Source organism: Microbacterium hydrocarbonoxydans, from assembly GCF_023715885.1.
Taxonomy (GTDB): domain Bacteria; phylum Actinomycetota; class Actinomycetes; order Actinomycetales; family Microbacteriaceae; genus Microbacterium; species Microbacterium hydrocarbonoxydans_C.
Genome location: NZ_JAMBOY010000003.1, coordinates 79,151 through 96,906, shown reverse-complemented (window position 1 = coordinate 96,906; position 17,756 = coordinate 79,151). Strand labels below are relative to the sequence as shown.

Below are 17,756 nucleotides of genomic sequence, written 5' to 3'. Positions count from 1 at the left end.
GAGTCTCCCCACGCCGTTCTCAACGACGCAACTCCCTGCCAAGGGACGATAGCTGAGAGTCGGCTGTACGTCCACCGCGTCCGGGCGGGGCCGACAGGACGCGACCGTCCGGGCCCCCTGCGCGATCGGCCCCTCCGATTACCATCGAAGGACGCCACCAGGAAGGTCGACCATGCCCGTCACCCCCGACGCCCTCACGTACGCCGACGATCTCGCCGACTTCGTCGCCTCCTCTCCCTCGAGCTACCACGCCGCCGCCGAGACGGCCCGTCGCCTCGAGGCAGCCGGGTTCGAGCGACTGCACGAGGAGCAGGCGTGGGAGATCCGCCCCGGCGGGCGATACGTCGTGGTGCGCGACGGCGCGACGATCGGGTGGAGCGTGCCGTCGGATGCCTCGGCGACCACGCCCAGCCACATCTTCGGCGCGCACACCGACTCCCCCGGGTTCAAGCTCAAGCCGCAGCCGACCACCGGCGGACGCGGCTGGCTGCAGGCGGCCGTCGAGGTCTACGGCGGCCCGCTGCTGAACTCGTGGCTGGACCGCGAACTCACCCTCGCAGGACGCCTCGCGCTCGCCGACGGCCGCGTGGTGCTGGCCGACACCGGCGCGCTGCTGCGCCTCCCCCAGCTGGCCGTGCACCTCGACCGCGGCGTCAACAACAACGGGCTCGCGCTCGACAAGCAGGCCGAGACGCAGCCGGTGTGGGGCCTGGGCGACGTCGCCGAGGCCGACATCCTCGCCGAGCTTGCCCGGTCCGCCGACGCCTCGGCATCCGACATCCGCGGCTACGACGTGGTGATCGCCGACGCGGCGCGCGGCGCCGTGTTCGGCAAGGACGACGCGTTCTTCGCCTCCGGCCGCCTCGACGACCTCGCCTCCGTGCACGCCGGCGTCGTCGCGCTCGAGCGGGCCGGTGTCGCGGACTCCGGTCCGATCGCGATCCTCGCGGCGTTCGACCATGAGGAGCTCGGCTCGAACTCGCGCTCCGGCGCGGCAGGGCCGTTCCTCGAGGACATCCTCGGCCGCGTGTACGACGCCCTGGGTGCCGACTCCTCGCAACGCCGTCAGGCGTTCGCCTCGTCGTGGTGCCTGTCGAGCGACGTCGGACACTCCGTGCACCCCAACTACGCGCAGAAGCACGACCCCGTCGTGCAGCCCGTGCTCGGCTCGGGTCCCATCCTCAAGATCAACGCCAACCAGCGGTACGCGACGGATGCCGTCGGCTCCGCCGCCTGGCGCGGCTGGTGCGACGCCGCCGACGTCGCGACCCAGGAGTTCGTGTCGAACAACAACGTGCCGTGCGGGTCGACGATCGGCCCGATCACGGCGACGCGCCTCGGCATCCGCACCGTCGACGTCGGCATCCCGATCCTGTCGATGCACTCCGCGCGCGAGCTCGCCGGCGTCTCCGACCTGCACGACCTGACGCGCGTCGCGGGGACGTTCTTCGCCGGCTGATCGTCACGCTCTGCCCCATCGCGCCACGGCGGTGCCATCATGAGCAGATGACGCAGATGCAGCCGGTCGAGACCCGCGGCGCCCTCATCGAGCGCGCCGGAATCGAGATCATCCCCGAGTCCGAGCGCACCGCGAAGCCTCGCGACCTGTTCTGGCCGTGGTTCGCGGCCAACGTGTCGGTGTTCGGCATGTCGTACGGCTCGTTCGTGCTCGGCTTCGGCATCTCGTTCTGGCAGGCGACGCTCGTGTCGGTGATCGGCATCGTCGTGTCGTTCCTGCTGTGCGGACTCATCGCGATCGCCGGCAAGCGCGGATCGGCGCCGACCATGGTGCTGTCGCGCGCGGCCTTCGGCGTGCACGGGCAGAAGATTCCGGGCATCGTCTCGTGGCTGACCTCGATCGGCTGGGAGACGTTCCTCGCGATCATGGCGGTGCTCGCCACGGCCACCGTCATCTCGCAGCTCGGCGGCGACGGCGACAGCGTCGCCCTGAAGATCATCGCGACCGTGATCGTCGCGGCGCTCATCGTCGCGGCATCCGTGCTGGGCTACCACACCATCATGCGGCTGCAGTCGGTGCTCACCTGGATCACCGGCATCGTGACGGTGGTGTACGTGATCCTCGCGGCACCCACGATCGACCTCGCGGCCGTGCTGGCACGGCCCGACGGCGGCATCGGTCAGGTGATCGGCGCGCTCGTGATGGTGATGACCGGATTCGGTCTCGGCTGGATCAACATCGCCGCCGACTGGTCGCGCTACCAGAAGCGCACGGCATCCGACGGCGCGATCGTCGCGTGGAACACGATCGGCGGATCCGTCGCGCCGGTGATCCTCGTCGTGTTCGGTCTGCTGCTCGGCGGCTCCGATGACGACCTGCTGAATGCGATCGCAGGCGACCCGATCGGCGCGCTCGCCACGATCCTGCCCGTGTGGGTGCTCGTGCCGTTCCTGCTGACGGCCGTGCTGGCACTCGTCTCCGGGGCGGTGCTCGGCATCTACTCGTCGGGCCTGACGCTGCTGAGCCTCGGCATCCGCATCCCCCGCCCGTCGGCGGCCGCGATCGACGGCGTCATCCTCACGCTCGGCACGATCTACGTCGTGTTCGTCGCGACCGACTTCCTCGGCCCCTTCCAGAGCTTCCTCATCACGCTCGGCGTGCCGTTGGCATGCTGGGCCGGCATCCTCATCGCCGACATCCTGCGCCGACGGAAGGATTACGACGAAGAGGCGCTGTTCGACAGCCGCGGACGCTACGGCGCCTGGGACTGGACGTCTATCGGCACCCTGGCCGTCGCGAGCGTGATCGGCTGGGGCTTCGTCGTCAACTCGTTCGCGGATGCCGCGCCGTGGAACAACTGGCAGGGATACCTTCTCTTCCTCATCGGCGGTCGTGAGGGCGACTGGGCGTACGCGAACCTCGGGGTGTTCTTCGCACTCGTGCTGTCGTTCGCGGTCACCTGGTTCGCGCGGGCGGCGACGATCCGTCGACAGGAGCAGACCGCGTGAGCGCTGGGACAGGCTCGACGACCCCGTCGTGGCTGGTGGTGGTCGATCCGCAGACGATCTTCGCCTCTCCGGACTCGGCGTGGGGCTCGCCGTTCTTCGGGGATGCGATCGGGCGCATCCGCGAGTTGGCCGCCGCGTTCGGCGAGAACGTGGTCGTCACCCGATGGATGCCGACGGGCGACCGGGACACGGCCTGGGGCGACTACTTCGCCGAGTGGCCGTTCGCGGACCGACCGCCGAGCGATCCGCTGTTCGACCTCGTGCCCGAGGCGCGGGATCTGTCGCCGCATCCGACGCTCGACCTGCCCACGTTCGGCAAGTGGGGCGCTCAGCTCGAGGCGATCATCGGGCGCGGGGCCCACGTGGTGCTGGCCGGGGTGTCGACCGATTGCTGCGTCGTCTCCACGGCTCTCGCCGCCGTGGATGCCGGCGCTCACGTGGCGATCGCCGCCGACGCCTGCGCGGGATCGACGGCCGAGAACCACACCGCCGCTCTGCATGTCATGGGCCTGTATCCGCCGCAGCTGACGGTCCGCGACACGGCCACGGTGCTCGCCGCGCGCTGAGCCGGGCGGGCCGTCCGTCGTCCCGATCTGCCGACCCAGGCACGATCCGCTGGCCGATTCGCCGGATCGGTCCGCGGATCGGGACGTCGTCAGCAGATCGGGACGCCGCAACCAGCGTCACGCGGCCGCGCGCACGGCCTTCGCGATGTCGGCGGGCGTGCCGCGCCAGGGTGCGCCATGACCGGGCAGGACCCAGGATGCCGGAACGGCGGCGAGCCGGTCGAGCGACGCCAGCGCGCGCTCGGGGTCATCGGTGAACGGGGCGGGCTGCGCGCCTTCTCGACCGGTGAGCACGTGGCGGGTCGTCAGGGCATCGCCGACGAAGACGGCGTCGACCGCGGGCACGTGGATCGCGACGCTGCCCGGGGAGTGGCCCGGCATCTCGATGATCACGGGAGAACCAGGCAGATCCAGCACGTCGCCGTCGGCGACCTCCCTCACCTCGGTCACGTGCGGCGTGCGCAGCGCGCGCTGACGGATGCCGTAGGCGAGGAAGCCGAGCATCGGTCCGAGACGCGACGGCCCCATCGCCGTCTTGGGCTTCTCGCCCGTGCGGACGCGGTGGGCATCGGCGGAGTGGATGAAGATCGGCGCCCCCGTCTCACGGCGCAGCCGCTCGGCGAACCCGATGTGGTCGCTGTCGCCGTGGGTCAGCACGACGCCGCGGACATCCGCGATCGCGCGGCCGATCAGCTCGAGCTCGCGATTCAGGTCACGCCAGTGCCCCGGCATCCCGGCGTCGATGAGCGTGATCCCCTCGGGGAGGTCGATCAGGTAGGAGGAGACGATGTCCCCTCCCAGGCGATGCAGGTGCGGTGCGAGCTTCATGGCGGTCCCTTCGGTTGCGATGGCCCTTCGGTTGCGATGGCTACGTTACGTAGCTATCATAGCTATTGTCAATAGTCATGGCTCCGAAGGACAGGAGAACCGGATGCCGACCCCCGAACGCACCACCACCGAGGCCGTCGTGCAGGCGGGCTGCGCCCTGCTCGAGGAGAGCGGGCCTACCGGAGTGACGATGCAGGCTGTCGCCGCCCGCGTCGGCGTGCGCGCTCCCTCGCTCTACAAGCGCGTGCGCGACCGGGAAGCGCTGTTGCAGGCGGTAGCCGCGGAGGCGGCGGACGACCTTGCGGCGCGGCTCGCGTCGAGCCACGACGACCTGACCGCGCTGGCGGGCGTGTATCGACGATTCGCACATGACCGACCGGAGGCGTTCCGCCTGCTGTTCACCCCGGTCGCTCCGGAGGACGCTCTGCACCGTGCGTCGGCTCCGGTGCTCCGCGCCTGCGAGTCCCTGGTCGGCGCCGAGCACGCTCTCGACGCAGCGCGCCTCTTCACCGCCTGGGCGACGGGCTTCCTGCAGATGGAGCTCACCCGGGCGTTCCGCCTCGGCGGCGACGTCGACCAGGCGTTCGCCTACGGACTGCAGACCATCGTGCGCGGGCTCGGCGGCCGCGCCACCTGACGACTCGGCGGATGCGGCAGCAACCGGAATACTGCCACACTGTTGCGCGGAGAGGGGATCCCCATGACCGCGAGCGCGCCCGCCGACGAGAGTGCACCGACCGAGACGACCGGGCGGCGCCCCCGCCGGCCCTGGCACCGCACGAAGGTCGCGCTGCTGATCGTCGTCGCCGTCGTCGTGATCGCGGCCCTCGTCAGCGCACTCACCCCGTGGCCCTCCGCCATGCTCATCCGCTCGGTGTTCGAGAAGGGTGGCGCCGAGACAGCGGCCGAGATGGACAGGCACGTGCCGGACACCGAGCTCACCGAGAAGCTCGACGTGTCGTACGGCGATGCAGGCGCTGACACCACGATGGACGTCTTCGCCCCGGCATCCCCCACCGACCCCCTTCCCACGATCGTCTGGATCCACGGCGGCGCCTGGATCTCGGGGTCCAAGGCCGACGTCGCCCCCTACCTGCGCATCCTCGCTGGCGAGGGATACACGACGATCGGCGTCAACTACACGATCGGGCCGGAAGGGGTGTACCCGCTCGCGGTGAACCAGCTCAACGCGGCACTCGCCTACATCGACGAGCATGCCGACGAGCTCGGCGTCGACCCCGATCAGATCGTGCTCGCCGGCGACTCGGCCGGCGGCCAGTTGGCCAGCCAGATGGCCACGCTCATCACCAGCCCGGCCTACGCCGAGATCATGGACATCGAGCCGGCTCTGCAGGCCTCGCAGGTCGCGGCGACCATCCTCAACTGCGGCGTGTACGACCTCGCCGCGCTCGCGCAACTCGACGGCATCGCCGGGTGGGGTTTCAAGTCGGCGATGTGGGCGTACTCGGGCACGAAGACCTGGGCTGAGGACGCCACCGGCGCGACCATGTCGACCATCGACTGGGTCACGGCCGACTTCCCCGCCACCTACATCTCGGGCGGCAACGGCGACGGCCTCACCTGGCTGCAGTCGATCCCGATGGCGAAGCGGCTCGACCAGCTCGGCGTCGATGTGACGACGCTCTTCTGGCCGGCGCCGCACGAACCGGCACTGCCGCATGAGTACCAGTTCCACCTCGACCTGCCTGACGCCCAGACCGCGCTGCAGCGGACGATCGATTTCCTCGACACCCACACGTCCCGCTGACGCCATCCCTCCTCCGCCGAGCCACCCCTCTTCGACCGAACCACCCCTCTTCGACCGAACCACCCCTCTTCGACCGAACCACCCCTCTTGCGAGAGATCGCAAGGGGGCCGCTCGAGCACGAGGGGGTGGCTCGGCCTCGGAAGTCACTTCATCGTGTCGAGGATGCCGACGAGGTCGGCGAAGGTCGTCAGCGGGTTGAGGATCGCGAACCGCGTGTTCGGCCGCCCCTGGTGCGAGCTCGGCACGACGAACGCGCGCTGCGAGTCGAGCAGAGCGTCGGACCAGCGGTCGTAGTCGGCGCGTTCCCAGCCGTCGCGCTCGAACACGACGACGGAGAGCTGCGGGTCACGGACGAGCCGCAGCTCGGGGCGCGCGGCGATCTCCTCCGCGATGCGCTTCGCGAGGGCGATCGTCGCCCCGATCGCCTCGCGATACGCCTCGACCCCGTAGGTCGCGAGTGAGAACCACAGCGGCAGTCCGCGCGGCCGCCGGGTCAGTTGGATCGAGTAGTCCGAGGGGCTGTAGTCGCCGGCATCCGTCAGGGTGTCGAGGTACTCGGCGTGCTGCGTGTGCGCGCGGCGGCCGGTCTCGGGGTCGCGGTAGATGAGGGCGCAGCAGTCGAACGGCGCGAACAGCCACTTGTGCGGGTCGACGATCACCGAGTCGGCGCGCTCCACCCCGGCGAAGATCGGCCGGGCGTCCGGCGCGAGCATCGCGGTGAGCCCGTAGGCGCCGTCGATGTGCAGCCAGAAGTCGAACTCGTCCTTGAGAGCCGCGATGCCGGCGATGTCGTCGACGATCCCGAAGTTCGTCGACCCGGCCGTGGCGACGACGGCGCAGATCTCATCGCCGTGCTCGCGGAGCGCCGCGCGCACGGCATCCGCTCGCAGCACCCCGTCGGGCCCCGCGGGCACGAGCAGCACATCCGCGTCCATGACCTTCGCGGCCGACTTGTTGGAGGAGTGCGCCTCGACGCTGCACACGATCTTCCACCGTGCGGGCGGCTCGACGCCCCGCTCCACCAGGCGAGCCCGAGCGGCCTCACGCGCCGCGACGAGCGCCGAGAGGTTGCCGATCGTCCCGCCCTGCACGAACACTCCCCCGGCGCCGGCGGGCAGACCGAACTCGGCAGCCAGGAACGACAGCACCTCGTTCTCGGCGTGCACGGCGCCGGCGCCCTCGAGCCAGCTGCCGCCGTACAGGCCGGATGCCGAGACCACGAGGTCGAATGCGATCGCCGCCATGGTCGGCGCCGTGGGGATGAACGACAGGTACGACGGGTGGCTCGTGGTGAGGCACGCCGGGGCGAGGATGTGCTCGAAGACGCTCAGCGCCCGCTGGGCACCGAGGCCCGCGTCGGTGATGGTCGTGCCGACGAGGCGGTTCAGCTCGGCCGGCGTCTGCGGCTTGTCGAGCGGCACGTCGGCGGCCAGCATCCGCCGCCGGGAGTAGTCGAGCACGGCATCGACGATCGCCGTCGACTCCGCGGATGCCGCGTGCATGCGTTCTGCGCCCATGGGGGTCTCTTCCTACCTGTCTGTCGAGGGGTGCGCGGCGGGCGCCGTCGCGTCCGCGGGGATGTCGAGGACGGCCGCGAGAGTGCGACGCGCGAGCGCGGACCGGTCACGGGGCGCCCATTTGACGAGCGAGTGCGCGCTCATGCCGTCGACCATGGCGAGCAGCATCCACGCCGCCGACGCCGGATCGACCGACGTATGCGGGTTGTCGGCGATCGCGCGGGCGATGAGGTCTTCGAGCGCGCTCTGCCAGAGGTCCATCTCGGCGCGCACCCGGGCGGCGAGCGCCTCATTGCGGGCGCCGAGGGCCCACGACTGCACCCAGACGACCGCGACGTCGTCGCGGTGCTCGTCGAGCAGCGTCTCGATGAGGTGCAGGAGGTTCTCCCGCAGCTCGCCAGAGTCGTGGGACGCGATGACCTCCTCGCGCTCGGCCGCGACGATCGCGCCGAAGACCTCGGCCACGAACGCGTCCATGACCGGCCGGTAGTGGGCGACGAGCGCGGGCGCCACGCCCGCTCTCCCGGCTATCGCGCGAACGGTGAGAGCCTCCAGACCGCTCTCGGCGGCGAGCGCGACGGCCGCGTCGACGATCGACCGCTCTCGCTCCAGGGGCGGGAGTCGGCGCGGCGTCGCGGCTCTTGACCTGCTCTTCATCACGGGCTACCGTAGCACCTGTTGATCGCATGTTCAATAGCGCGAGGGCGCGAGCGATCACGGTGAGGAGACGACCCATGGCCTGGCGCATGCCCGCCGAGACGGCACCCCACGAGCGCACCTGGATGGCGTTCCCCGCCGAGGGGCCGACGCTCGGCGACACGGCCGCCGAGCGCGAGGAGGGCTACGGCACCTGGACCGCCGTCGCCCATGCCGTCGCCGAGTTCGAGCCCGTCTCGATGCTGGTCGACCCCGCAGAGGTCACCCGAGCCCGGCGCATGCTGAGCCGCGACATCGACATCGTCGAGGCTCCGGTCGACGAGTTCTGGATGCGGGACTCCGGTCCCACGTTCGTGATCGACGACGAGCGGCCGGGCGTGCTGGGTGCCGTGGACTGGATCTTCAACGGCTGGGGCGCGCCCGAGTGGGCGCAGTGGCGCAAGGCCGCCCAGCACGCCCGCATCATCGCCGGAGCCGTCGGCGCCGAGCTCGTCAGCTCGACGCTCGTCAACGAGGGAGGGGGCATCCACGTCGACGGCGAGGGCACCGTGCTGCTCACCGATACCGTGCAGCTCGACCCCCGCCGCAACCCGTATGCCGACAGGCAGCGCGTCGAGGCCGAGATGGCTCGCACGATCGGCGCCGCGAAGGCCGTCTGGCTGCCGCGCGGACTCACCCGCGACTACGACGACTTCGGCACGAACGGCCACATCGACATCGTCGCGACGATCGCCTCCCCCGGCCGCCTGCTGCTGCACGACCAGCGCGACCCCGACCACCCCGACCACGAGGTGAGCCGCGAGCTGCGGTCGCACCTCGCCGGACAGACGGATGCCGCCGGTCGCCGCTTCGAGATCATCGACCTGCCCGCGCCGGCCACGCTGCGCGACGACGAGGGCTTCGTCGACTGGAGCTACGTCAACCACCTCGTCACGAACGACGGCGTGGTCGCGTGCGGGTTCGGCGACGAGAAGGCGGATGCCGCGGCGCGCGAGATCCTCGCCGCCGCCTATCCCGGTCGGCGGGTCATCACCGTCGACGCCCGTCCGCTGTTCGACCGCGGCGGCGGCATCCACTGCATCACGCAGCAGCAGCCCCGGATCGCGGTGGTGACCCCGTGAACGTCCACGAGGCCACCATCGCCGAACTGCGCCGCGCGCTCGAGAGCGGAGCCGTCACGGCGGTCGACCTCGTCGACGCCTACCTCGCGCGCATCGACGCGTTCGACGGTCCCGACACCGCCACCGCGCTGAACGCCGTGGTCGTCCGCAACCCGGAGGCGCACGCTGAGGCCGAGGCCTCCGACGCCCGCCGCGCGCGTGGTGAGGCGCTCGGGCCGCTCGACGGCATCCCGTACACCGCGAAGGACAGCTACCTCGTGCGCGGTCTCACCGCGGCATCCGGCAGCCCGGCCTTCGCCGAGCTCATCGCGCAGCGCGATGCCTTCACGATCGAACGTCTGCGCGCCGGCGGCGCGATCTGCCTCGGCCTGACGAACATGCCCCCGATGGCGAACGGCGGCATGCAGCGCGGGGTCTACGGGCGCGCCGAGAGTCCGTACAACGCCGACTTCCTCACCGCGCCGTTCGCGTCGGGATCGTCGAACGGATCGGGCACCGCGACCGCCGCGAGCTTCGCGGCCTTCGGACTCGGCGAGGAGACCTGGTCGAGCGGGCGAGGCCCCGCCACGAACAACGCCCTGTGCGCGTACACGCCCTCGCGCGGCGTGATCTCGACCCGCGGCAACTGGCCGCTCGTGCCGACGATGGACGTCGTCGTGCCGCACACCCGCACGATGGCCGATCTGCTCGAGGTGCTCGACGTGATCGTCGCCGACGACACCGAGACGCGCGGCGACTTCTGGCGCACCCAGCCGTGGGTCGACCTCCCCGCCGCCTCGGACGTGCGGCCGGAGTCGTACCCGGCGCTCGTGAACGGCGGCGAGGCTCTGCGCGGCGCCCGCATCGGCATCCCGCGCCTGTACATCAACGCGGATCCCGATGCCGGCACCGCCGCCTCTCCCGGCATCGGCGGTCCGACGGGGCAGCGCATCGACACGCGCGCGTCGGTGATCGCCCGGTGGGAGGCCGCCCGGCGCGATCTGGAAGCCGCCGGAGCCGCGGTCGTCGAGGTCGACTTCCCCGTCGTGTCGAACTACGAGGGCGACCGTCCGGGCGCCCCGACGATCGCGACCCGTGGACTCGTATCGCCCGAGTATCTGCGCCGCGAGATCGTCGACCTGTCGGCCTGGGGCTGGGAGGACTTCCTGCGGGCGAACGGCGACCCGCGTCTGTCCACCCTCGCCGACGTCGACGGGGCGACGATCTTCCCGCACCCCGCGGGCGCACTGCCCGACCGGTACACCGGCTTCGACGACGACATCGCCGAGTACCCGCAGTGGGTGCGCGACAACCCCGGCGTCGGGATCGCCGACATGCCGGAGCTGCCCGAGGGGCTGCGCGGACTGGAGGAGACCCGTCGCGTCGATCTCGAAGAGTGGATGGACCGCCTCGGGCTCGACGCCGTCGTGTTCCCCGCGGTCGCCGACGTCGGCCCCGCCGACATGGACGTGAACGAGGCGTCGGCCGATCTCGGCTGGCGCAACGGCACGTGGATCGCGAACGGCAACCTCACGGTGCGACACCTCGGGATCCCGACGGTCACCGTGCCGATGGGACTGATGGCCGACATCGGGATGCCGATCGGCCTGACCTTCGCCGGTCGCGCCTACGACGACTCGGCGCTGCTTCGCCTCGCTGCGGCGTTCGAGGCGATCGGCCGTCCGGGCGAGCGCCGCATCCCCCCGCCGCGCACCCCGGCCCTGTAGTCACCCTGGCGTCAGTGCGTCCAGGTGTGCACGGGCTCGCCGGACTGCATCCGCTCGAGGTAGTCGGCGAGCATGCCGTGCAGCGCGTCGGATCGCGTCGCGCCGGAACGCTCACGAGCCGCCACGTTCTCGCGCTGCCAGACCGCGCCGTTGCGGCCGGTGAGGCACCGCTGCTCGATGATGCCGAGATACCGGTCGCGCACCTCGGCGTCGACACCGAAGGCGTCCAGTCCCTCGGCCGCCGCCGGAAGCAACCGCCGCAGAACGAGCTCCCGCGGGCTGATCCAGCCGACCTCCGGCCAATACAACCGCGAGTCGATGCCCCCGCGAGCGGCGGCCTGCAGGTTCTCGGCGGCGGCGTCGAAGGTCATCTGCGTCCAGATCGGGCGATCCGCTTCAGCGGTGCTCCGCACGAGGCCGTAGTAGAACGCGGCATCCGCCATCACGTCGACGACCGTGGGTCCGCCGGGCAGCACCCGGTTCTCGAGGCGCAGGTGCGCGGTGCCGTCGGCGACATCGTAGATCGGACGGTTCCAGCGGTAGACGGTTCCATTGTGCATGCGCAGCTCGGAGAGCTCGGGCGCACGCCCCTCGTCGAGCACCTCGAAGGGATCCTCGTCCGAGCACACGGGCAGCAGGGCCGGGAAGTATCGCGAGTTCTCCTCGAAGAGGTCGAAGATCGAGGTCACCCAGCGCTCGCCGAACCAGACGCGGGGTCGCACGCCCTGGTTCTTGAGCTCCTGCGGACGGGTGTCGGTCGCCTGCTCGAACATCGGGATCCGTGTCTCGTGCCACAGCGCCTTGCCTGCGAAGAACGGGGAGTTCGCCGCGAGCGCCACCTGCACGCCGGCGATCGCCTGCGCCGCGTTCCAGTACGACGCGAACGACTCGGGAGCGACCTGAAGGTGCAGCTGCACGGAGGTGCACGCGGCCTCCGGCAGGATCGTGTCGCAGACCATCGCGAGCTGCTCGGCGGGTCGGTCGTCGCTCAGCGCGACCCCGTCGATCTGCAGCTCGATGTCCTCACCCCGAGCGGTGAGGATCTGCTGTCCGAGCACGCTGTAGCGCGGATCGGCCGAGAACCAGCGCTCCGTGAAGTGCGTCTCGTCGAGCGTCGGGAGCATCCCGATCATCGCCAGGCTGCTGCCGGCCGACCGCGCGCGCTCGTCGGCGACGTCGAGCGCGCCGCGCAGGACACCTTCGAGCTCTCGGAGATGACCGGCGCCGATCGGTCGCGGCGCGACATTGACCTCCACGTTGAACCGCGCGAGCTCCGTCTGGAAGGCCGGAGAGGCGATCGCGTCGAGCACTGCCGCGTTGCTGCGGGCGGGCGCTCCCTGATCATCGACCAGGTTCAGCTCGATCTCCATGCCGAGCTGCGAGTCCGGAGCATCCACAGGGGCGAATCGCCCGTCCGCCAGCATGGACGCCAGGGCGTCGAGCCCCCGCTCGGTCTTCGCACGGAACTGAGTACGGTCCTGGCGCGTGAAGGTCCGCGCCTCGATGCTGTCGCCCATCCTCCGACGGTATCGATCGGGGCGGCTCGCCGTCGACACCGCGCTCCCCTCTCGCGCGCGACGGCGACGCACCGCTATGCTGTCGAGCCCGCTAACATATCAGCTCCGTGACGCTCGCCACGAACGTGATATGTTCACGGGATGAGCACCGAGAACGAGCGCGCGCTGGAATCCGGCATCGTCACGGACCTGAGCGGAAAGATGACCTACGGGTCGTATCTCGCACTCGACCAGCTGCTCACGGCGCAGCATCCCGTCAGCGTCCCCGAGCACCACGACGAGATGCTGTTCATCATCCAGCACCAGACCACCGAGCTCTGGCTCAAGCAGCTGCTGCACGAGCTGTCGTCTGCGCGCGAGCTGCTCGCCCGCGACGACCTGCGCGAGGCCCTCAAGCGCATCGCACGCATCAAGCGGATCCAGGACGTCATCACGCAGCAGTGGTCGGTGCTCGCCACGCTCACCCCGACCGAGTACGCGCAGTTCCGCGGGGCGCTGGGCAACTCGTCGGGCTTCCAGTCGGTGCAGTACCGCGCCGTCGAGTTCGCACTCGGAAACAAGAACGAGAAGATGCTCGGCGTCTTCTCCGACCACCCCGCGAACCGCGCACTGCTCGAGGCCGAGTGGGAGAAGCCGACGCTGTACGACGAGTTCCTGCGCTTCGCCGCGCGCCGCGGCCTGCCCGTGCCCGCCGAGATCCTCGACCGCGACGTGCGCCTGCCCTATCGCGAGACGCCCGAGCTCGTGCCGGCGATCCGAGCGATCTACCAGGACCCCGCAACGCACTGGGACCTCTACGAGGCGTGCGAGGACCTCGTCGACCTCGAGGACAACTTCCAGTTCTGGCGCTTCCGCCACCTGAAGACCGTCGCCCGCACGATCGGCATGAAGGTCGGCACGGGCGGATCCAGCGGCGTCGGCTTCCTGCAGCGCGCACTCGACCTCACCTTCTTCCCCGAGCTGTACACCGTGCGCACCGAGATCGGCGGCTGATGAGGGCCGCGACGTTCTTCGACGGCGAGGGATGGCGCGAGGGCGTCGTCGTCCTCGACGGGGAGCGGATGCTGCTGCGCGATGAGCCCGCGGCATCCGACGTCCCTCGACTCGACGGCATGATCGTCGGCGGATTCACGGATCATCACGTGCATCTGCAGCTCGTCGAGCACGAGCGGCCGGCCGGATCGCGCCTCGGAAGGGTCGTCGACCTCGGTGGGGATCCCGGGGTCGTCGCGTCGTACGCGAGCGCCGCCCGCATCGACTTCGCCGGGGCGTTCCTCACACCGGTCGGCGGATATCCGTCCGATCGCTCCTGGACTCCCGCCGGCTCGTTCCGCGAGATCGCGAGCCCTGGGGACGCCGTCGCGGCAGTGGCCGAGATGGCGGATGCCGGAGCATCCTGCATCAAGGTCGCGAGCAACAGCTCGGCGGGACCCGTGTTCGACGACATCGTGTTCCGGGTGGTCGTCGAAGCGGCGGGCGCCCGCGGCCTGACGGTCGTCGCGCATGCCGAGGGGCGCGGCGAGGCGCAGCGCGTCGCCCGGCTCGGGGCCGCGACGCTCGCGCACGCGCCCTTCACCGAGAGGCTCACCGACGACGAGATCGCCGAGCAGGCGGCGTCCGTCTGCTGGATCTCGACGCTCGCGATCCACGCGGAAGCCGACCTGCACGTCGCCCTCGACAACGTGCGCCGGTTCCACGCCGCGGGCGGCGCCGTCCGCTACGGCACCGACATGGGCAACGGTCCGACGCCGGTCGATGTGAACCCGCTCGAGGTCGCGGCGCTGCGAGACGCGGGGCTCGACGACATCGCCCTGCTGCGCGCGCTCGCGCCCGCCGATCCCCGCGACCCGGCATCCGTGCTGCTCGTGCTGCCGCACCGCGGCGCCGACCCGACGCTCGCCCGACCGCTCACCCCCGCCGATCTGGAGGCCTGACATGACCGCTCACGAATCGCGCCCCGGCGCCGACTCCCTCCTGGAGCTCGCGGCCGCCCTCGACGCGGCCGACCCGCTCGGCGCGCACCTCGACGCGTTCGCCGACGCACCGGGAGTGCACGCGTACCTCGACGGCAACTCGCTCGGGCGCCCGCTGCGCGACGTCCCGGAGCGCCTCGCGGCATTCGCCCGAGAGGACTGGGGCACGCGCCTCATCCGCTCCTGGGACGAGCAGTGGATGGCGCTGCCGATGCAGCTCGGCGACCGCATCGGCGCGGTCGCGCTCGGCGCAGCTCCCGGTCAGACGGTCGTCGCCGACTCGACGAGCGTGCTCATCTACAAGCTGCTGCGCGCCGCCATCCCGCACGACCCGGCGCGCACCGAGATCGTGATGGAGCGGGGCAACTTCCCGACCGACCGCTTCCTCGTCGAGGGCGTGGCGGCCGAGACGGGTACGTCGATCCGCTGGATCGATCCCGATCCGGTGCACGGCGTGCAGGTCGCCGACGTCGTCGCCATGCTCTCGGAGCGCACGGCCGTCGTCTCGCTGAGCCACGTCGACTACCGCTCCGGCGCGCTGGCCGACATGCCGGCGATCACCGCCGCGGTACACGACGTCGGCGCCCTGATGATGTGGGATCTCTGCCACTCGGCGGGCGTCGTGCCCATGCAGCTCGACGAGTGGGGCGTCGATATGGCGGTCGGCTGCACCTACAAGTACCTGAACGGCGGACCGGGATCCCCCGCGTTCGCCTACCTGCGCCACGCGCTGCAGGGCGTGCTGCGCCAACCGATCCAGGGGTGGTGGAGCGCGGCCGACATCTTCGCGATGGGGCCCGAGTACGTGCCGGCGTCCGACATCCGTCAACTGCTGAGCGGCACCCCGCCGGTGACCTCGATGCTCGCGATGCAGGGGATGCTCGACCTCATCGAGCAGGCGACGATCGACGCGGTGCGCGAGAAGTCGCAGGCACTCACCGATCTCGCGATCCGCGCCCACGACGAGGTGCTCGCCCCGCTCGGGGTGCGCCTGCTCAGCCCGAGGGATGCCGCGGCGCGCGGCGGCCACGTCACGATCGGCCACCCCGACTTCCGTGCCGTTACGCAGCGGCTCTGGGCCGACGGCATCATCCCCGACTTCCGGTTCCCCGACGGCATCCGCCTCGGGCTGTCGCCGCTGAGCACGTCGTTCTCCGAGACGGTCCGCGGGGTGCTCACGGTCAGCGACGCGCTGCAGACGCATGGCTGACCCGGTCGGGCAGCCGCTCGACGACATCGACGCCCGGCCCGGAAGCACCGCCTCGCTGCTGCGCACCCTGATCGGTCTGTACCTGCGACCGCTGGGCGGCTGGATCTCGACGGCTGACCTGGTGACCCTCGCGGGCCATCTCGGCATCGCCGAGGCCCCGGCCCGCACGGGCATCACGCGGCTCAAGCAGAAGGGCCTGGTGCAGAGCGAGCGGCGGCAGGCTCCCGGGTACCGGCTGAACCCCGGCGCGGTGCCGATGCTCGAACGCGGCGACCGGCGCATCTTCGCGATGCACGAGATGACGGATGGCGACGACTGGTGCCTCGTGTCGTTCTCGGTACCCGAGACGGCGCGCAGCGTGCGCCATCAGCTCCGCCGCCGCCTGCAGTGGATCGGCGCCGGGCGCGTGTCATCCGCGCTCTGGATCTGCCCAGGACACCTGCGCGGGGAAGTCGAGCAGATCCTCGACGACCTCGACGCTCGCCGATGGGCGACGCTGTTCCTGGCGGACGCGCCCTCACCACCGGGACCGCTCGTCGAAGCGGCTGCGAGCTGGTGGGACCTCGAGGCGCTGCGCGCCGAGCACCTGGCCTTCCAGCGGTCGCTGGCGACCCTTCCCGGCGAGCCCTTCGCCGCCTATGTGCACCTCATCGACCGCTGGCGGGTGCTGCCCTACACCGACCCGGGACTGCCGCCGGCGATGCTTCCCGACGACTGGCCAGGACGCCGCAGTGTCGAGGAGTTCATGAGAAGGTCGCGCCCTCTCGCAGCCCCGGCGCTCGCACACGTGCGCAGCGTGGTCGCGGCCCTCTGATTCACGACGCGCGGTCGCGCCGCTCGTCGGGCGGAGCGGTCGTCGCCCGGACGACGAGCCGCGTCGGCAGGGTCACGTGCATCTGGTCGATCTCCCGCCCGTCGAGGAGAGCGAACACCATCTCCGCCGCGACCGCGCCGAGCCGGCGCATCGGCTGCTGGATCGTCGTGAGCGGGAGTGCTCGTCGGGACGCCTCCGGAACATCGTCGAAGCCGATCACCGACAGATCCTCGGGTACCCGCAGCCCGAGATCCTGCGCGACCTCGATCACGGCGATCGCAGAAAGGTCGTTCGCGGCGAACACGGCCGTCGGGCGATCCTCCCCGGCGAGAAGTCGCCGAGCCGACTCGCGCGTGATCGCGAGGTCGTAGCGTCCGACCGCGACGAGCGCGGGATCCGCGGGGATGCCGGCGTCCGACAGCGCCCGTCGGTACCCGGCGTCGCGCAGTCCGGCGGAGCGCAGGTCCGGCCGACCGGCCAGGAATCCGATGCGCCGGTGGCCGAGCTCGATGAGGTGGCGGGTCGCGGTCAGCGCGCCGCCGAAGCTGTCGGACTCGACGGTGGGCAGGTCGGCGCGTCCGGTGTGCGGGTCGATCGCGACGACGGGGATCTCGGTCGCGGCGCTCACCACGGTGGGGGTGACCATGATGGCCGCGTCGATCAGCGTGCCGGACAGCCGACTGAGCGACCGCCGCTCCCAGCCGTCCCCCGCCCCGAGATGCGACCCGCTGTACGCCAGCAGGTCGACGGCCGTCCCGTGCACCGCAGCGCCGACCCCCTTCAGGATCTCGGCACTGAACGGCTCGAAGTCGGCGAGCAGCACGCCGACGACACCGGTGCGGCGGGCGCGCATGCTGCTGGCGACCAGACTCGATTCATACCCGAGCTCGCGCACCGCGTCGAGCACGCGCTGCACCGTCGAGTCGGCGATGCCGTACCGGCCGTTGACGGCCTTCGACACGGTCGACACCGAGACCCCCGCCGCCTTCGCGACGTCGTGGATCGTCGTTCTCCCGCTCATGTGGAGTCAGCGTAGACCGCCGAGACGCGACGTGGAAACTGTTTTCGAAAACGTTTGACGATCCCTCACGACGCCAGAAGACTGCATCCA

Annotated in this window: 16 protein-coding genes; 11 read left to right on the top strand and 5 right to left on the bottom strand. The window is 71.0% G+C overall.

Going from position 1 to position 17,756, the window contains the following annotated elements:
* Positions 1-172: 172 nt before the first annotated feature.
* The 3 genes from M3195_RS08740 to M3195_RS08730 are packed head-to-tail and all read left to right on the top strand — an operon-like array spanning position 173 to position 3,533.
* Positions 173-1,459, top strand: coding sequence for a M18 family aminopeptidase (locus M3195_RS08740; RefSeq protein WP_251586656.1), 1,287 nt, complete (start codon positions 173-175; stop codon positions 1,457-1,459).
* A gap of 47 nt (positions 1,460-1,506) precedes the next feature.
* The gene (locus tag M3195_RS08735) at positions 1,507-2,967 is read left to right on the top strand and encodes a purine-cytosine permease family protein (protein WP_251586654.1); all 1,461 of its coding nucleotides are present in this window, start codon (positions 1,507-1,509) and stop codon (positions 2,965-2,967) included.
* Positions 2,964-3,533, top strand: a complete 570-nt coding sequence (locus M3195_RS08730; RefSeq protein WP_251586652.1) for a cysteine hydrolase family protein — start codon at positions 2,964-2,966, stop codon at positions 3,531-3,533. Before M3195_RS08735 ends, M3195_RS08730 begins: the two co-directional genes overlap by 4 nt.
* Positions 3,534-3,650: 117 nt before the next feature.
* Here the strand turns inward: M3195_RS08730 and M3195_RS08725 are convergent, their stop codons facing one another.
* Positions 3,651-4,361, bottom strand: coding sequence for an MBL fold metallo-hydrolase (locus tag M3195_RS08725; RefSeq protein WP_251586650.1), 711 nt, complete (start codon positions 4,359-4,361; stop codon positions 3,651-3,653).
* 103 nt (positions 4,362-4,464) lie between these two features.
* Here M3195_RS08725 and M3195_RS08720 point away from each other — a divergent pair, with 103 nt between their 5' ends.
* Positions 4,465-4,998: a TetR/AcrR family transcriptional regulator gene (locus M3195_RS08720; protein WP_251586648.1), complete on the top strand. Its 534-nt coding sequence runs from the start codon at positions 4,465-4,467 to the stop codon at positions 4,996-4,998.
* Between the two features lie 63 nt (positions 4,999-5,061).
* The gene (locus M3195_RS08715) at positions 5,062-6,129 is read left to right on the top strand and encodes an alpha/beta hydrolase (protein ID WP_251586646.1); all 1,068 of its coding nucleotides are present in this window, start codon (positions 5,062-5,064) and stop codon (positions 6,127-6,129) included.
* A 144-nt stretch (positions 6,130-6,273) separates the two neighbouring features.
* Here the strand turns inward: M3195_RS08715 and M3195_RS08710 are convergent, their stop codons facing one another.
* Both M3195_RS08710 and M3195_RS08705 read right to left on the bottom strand, forming a co-directional pair.
* A complete protein-coding gene (locus tag M3195_RS08710) occupies positions 6,274-7,647 on the bottom strand; it encodes a pyridoxal phosphate-dependent decarboxylase family protein (RefSeq protein ID WP_251586644.1) in 1,374 nt (457 codons plus the stop codon).
* Positions 7,648-7,659: 12 nt separating this feature from the next.
* Entirely contained in the window at positions 7,660-8,304 is a 645-nt protein-coding gene (locus tag M3195_RS08705; RefSeq protein WP_251586642.1) for a TetR/AcrR family transcriptional regulator, read from the bottom strand.
* A gap of 77 nt (positions 8,305-8,381) precedes the next feature.
* On the opposite strand from M3195_RS08705, the gene M3195_RS08700 reads away from it, so the two are divergent.
* The gene (locus tag M3195_RS08700) at positions 8,382-9,425 is read left to right on the top strand and encodes an agmatine deiminase family protein (RefSeq protein ID WP_251586640.1); all 1,044 of its coding nucleotides are present in this window, start codon (positions 8,382-8,384) and stop codon (positions 9,423-9,425) included.
* Positions 9,422-11,131 carry an amidase gene (locus M3195_RS08695; protein WP_251586638.1) on the top strand — a complete coding sequence of 570 codons (1,710 nt, stop codon included), beginning with the start codon at positions 9,422-9,424 and terminating at the stop codon, positions 11,129-11,131. The genes M3195_RS08700 and M3195_RS08695 overlap by 4 nt, the downstream gene beginning before the upstream one ends.
* Before the next feature lie 11 nt (positions 11,132-11,142).
* Here M3195_RS08695 and M3195_RS08690 read toward each other — a convergent pair whose 3' ends face one another.
* Positions 11,143-12,648, bottom strand: coding sequence for a glutamate-cysteine ligase family protein (locus M3195_RS08690; RefSeq protein ID WP_251586636.1), 1,506 nt, complete (start codon positions 12,646-12,648; stop codon positions 11,143-11,145).
* A gap of 141 nt (positions 12,649-12,789) precedes the next feature.
* On the opposite strand from M3195_RS08690, the gene M3195_RS08685 reads away from it, so the two are divergent.
* From M3195_RS08685 to M3195_RS08670, 4 genes are read left to right on the top strand one after another with little or no spacing between them, the layout of a single operon-like run.
* The gene (locus tag M3195_RS08685) at positions 12,790-13,641 is read left to right on the top strand and encodes a tryptophan 2,3-dioxygenase (protein WP_096716266.1); all 852 of its coding nucleotides are present in this window, start codon (positions 12,790-12,792) and stop codon (positions 13,639-13,641) included.
* Positions 13,641-14,582 (top strand): amidohydrolase family protein, encoded by a 942-nt coding sequence (locus M3195_RS08680; RefSeq protein WP_251586634.1) that lies wholly within the window; start codon positions 13,641-13,643, stop codon positions 14,580-14,582. The genes M3195_RS08685 and M3195_RS08680 overlap by 1 nt, the downstream gene beginning before the upstream one ends.
* A gap of 1 nt (position 14,583) precedes the next feature.
* Positions 14,584-15,831 carry a kynureninase gene (locus M3195_RS08675; protein ID WP_251586632.1) on the top strand — a complete coding sequence of 416 codons (1,248 nt, stop codon included), beginning with the start codon at positions 14,584-14,586 and terminating at the stop codon, positions 15,829-15,831.
* Positions 15,824-16,645 carry a PaaX family transcriptional regulator gene (locus M3195_RS08670; protein WP_251586630.1) on the top strand — a complete coding sequence of 274 codons (822 nt, stop codon included), beginning with the start codon at positions 15,824-15,826 and terminating at the stop codon, positions 16,643-16,645. The genes M3195_RS08675 and M3195_RS08670 overlap by 8 nt, the downstream gene beginning before the upstream one ends.
* 1 nt (position 16,646) lies before the next feature.
* Here M3195_RS08670 and M3195_RS08665 read toward each other — a convergent pair whose 3' ends face one another.
* Positions 16,647-17,666 (bottom strand): LacI family DNA-binding transcriptional regulator, encoded by a 1,020-nt coding sequence (locus M3195_RS08665; protein WP_251586628.1) that lies wholly within the window; start codon positions 17,664-17,666, stop codon positions 16,647-16,649.
* Positions 17,667-17,756 lie beyond the last annotated feature (90 nt).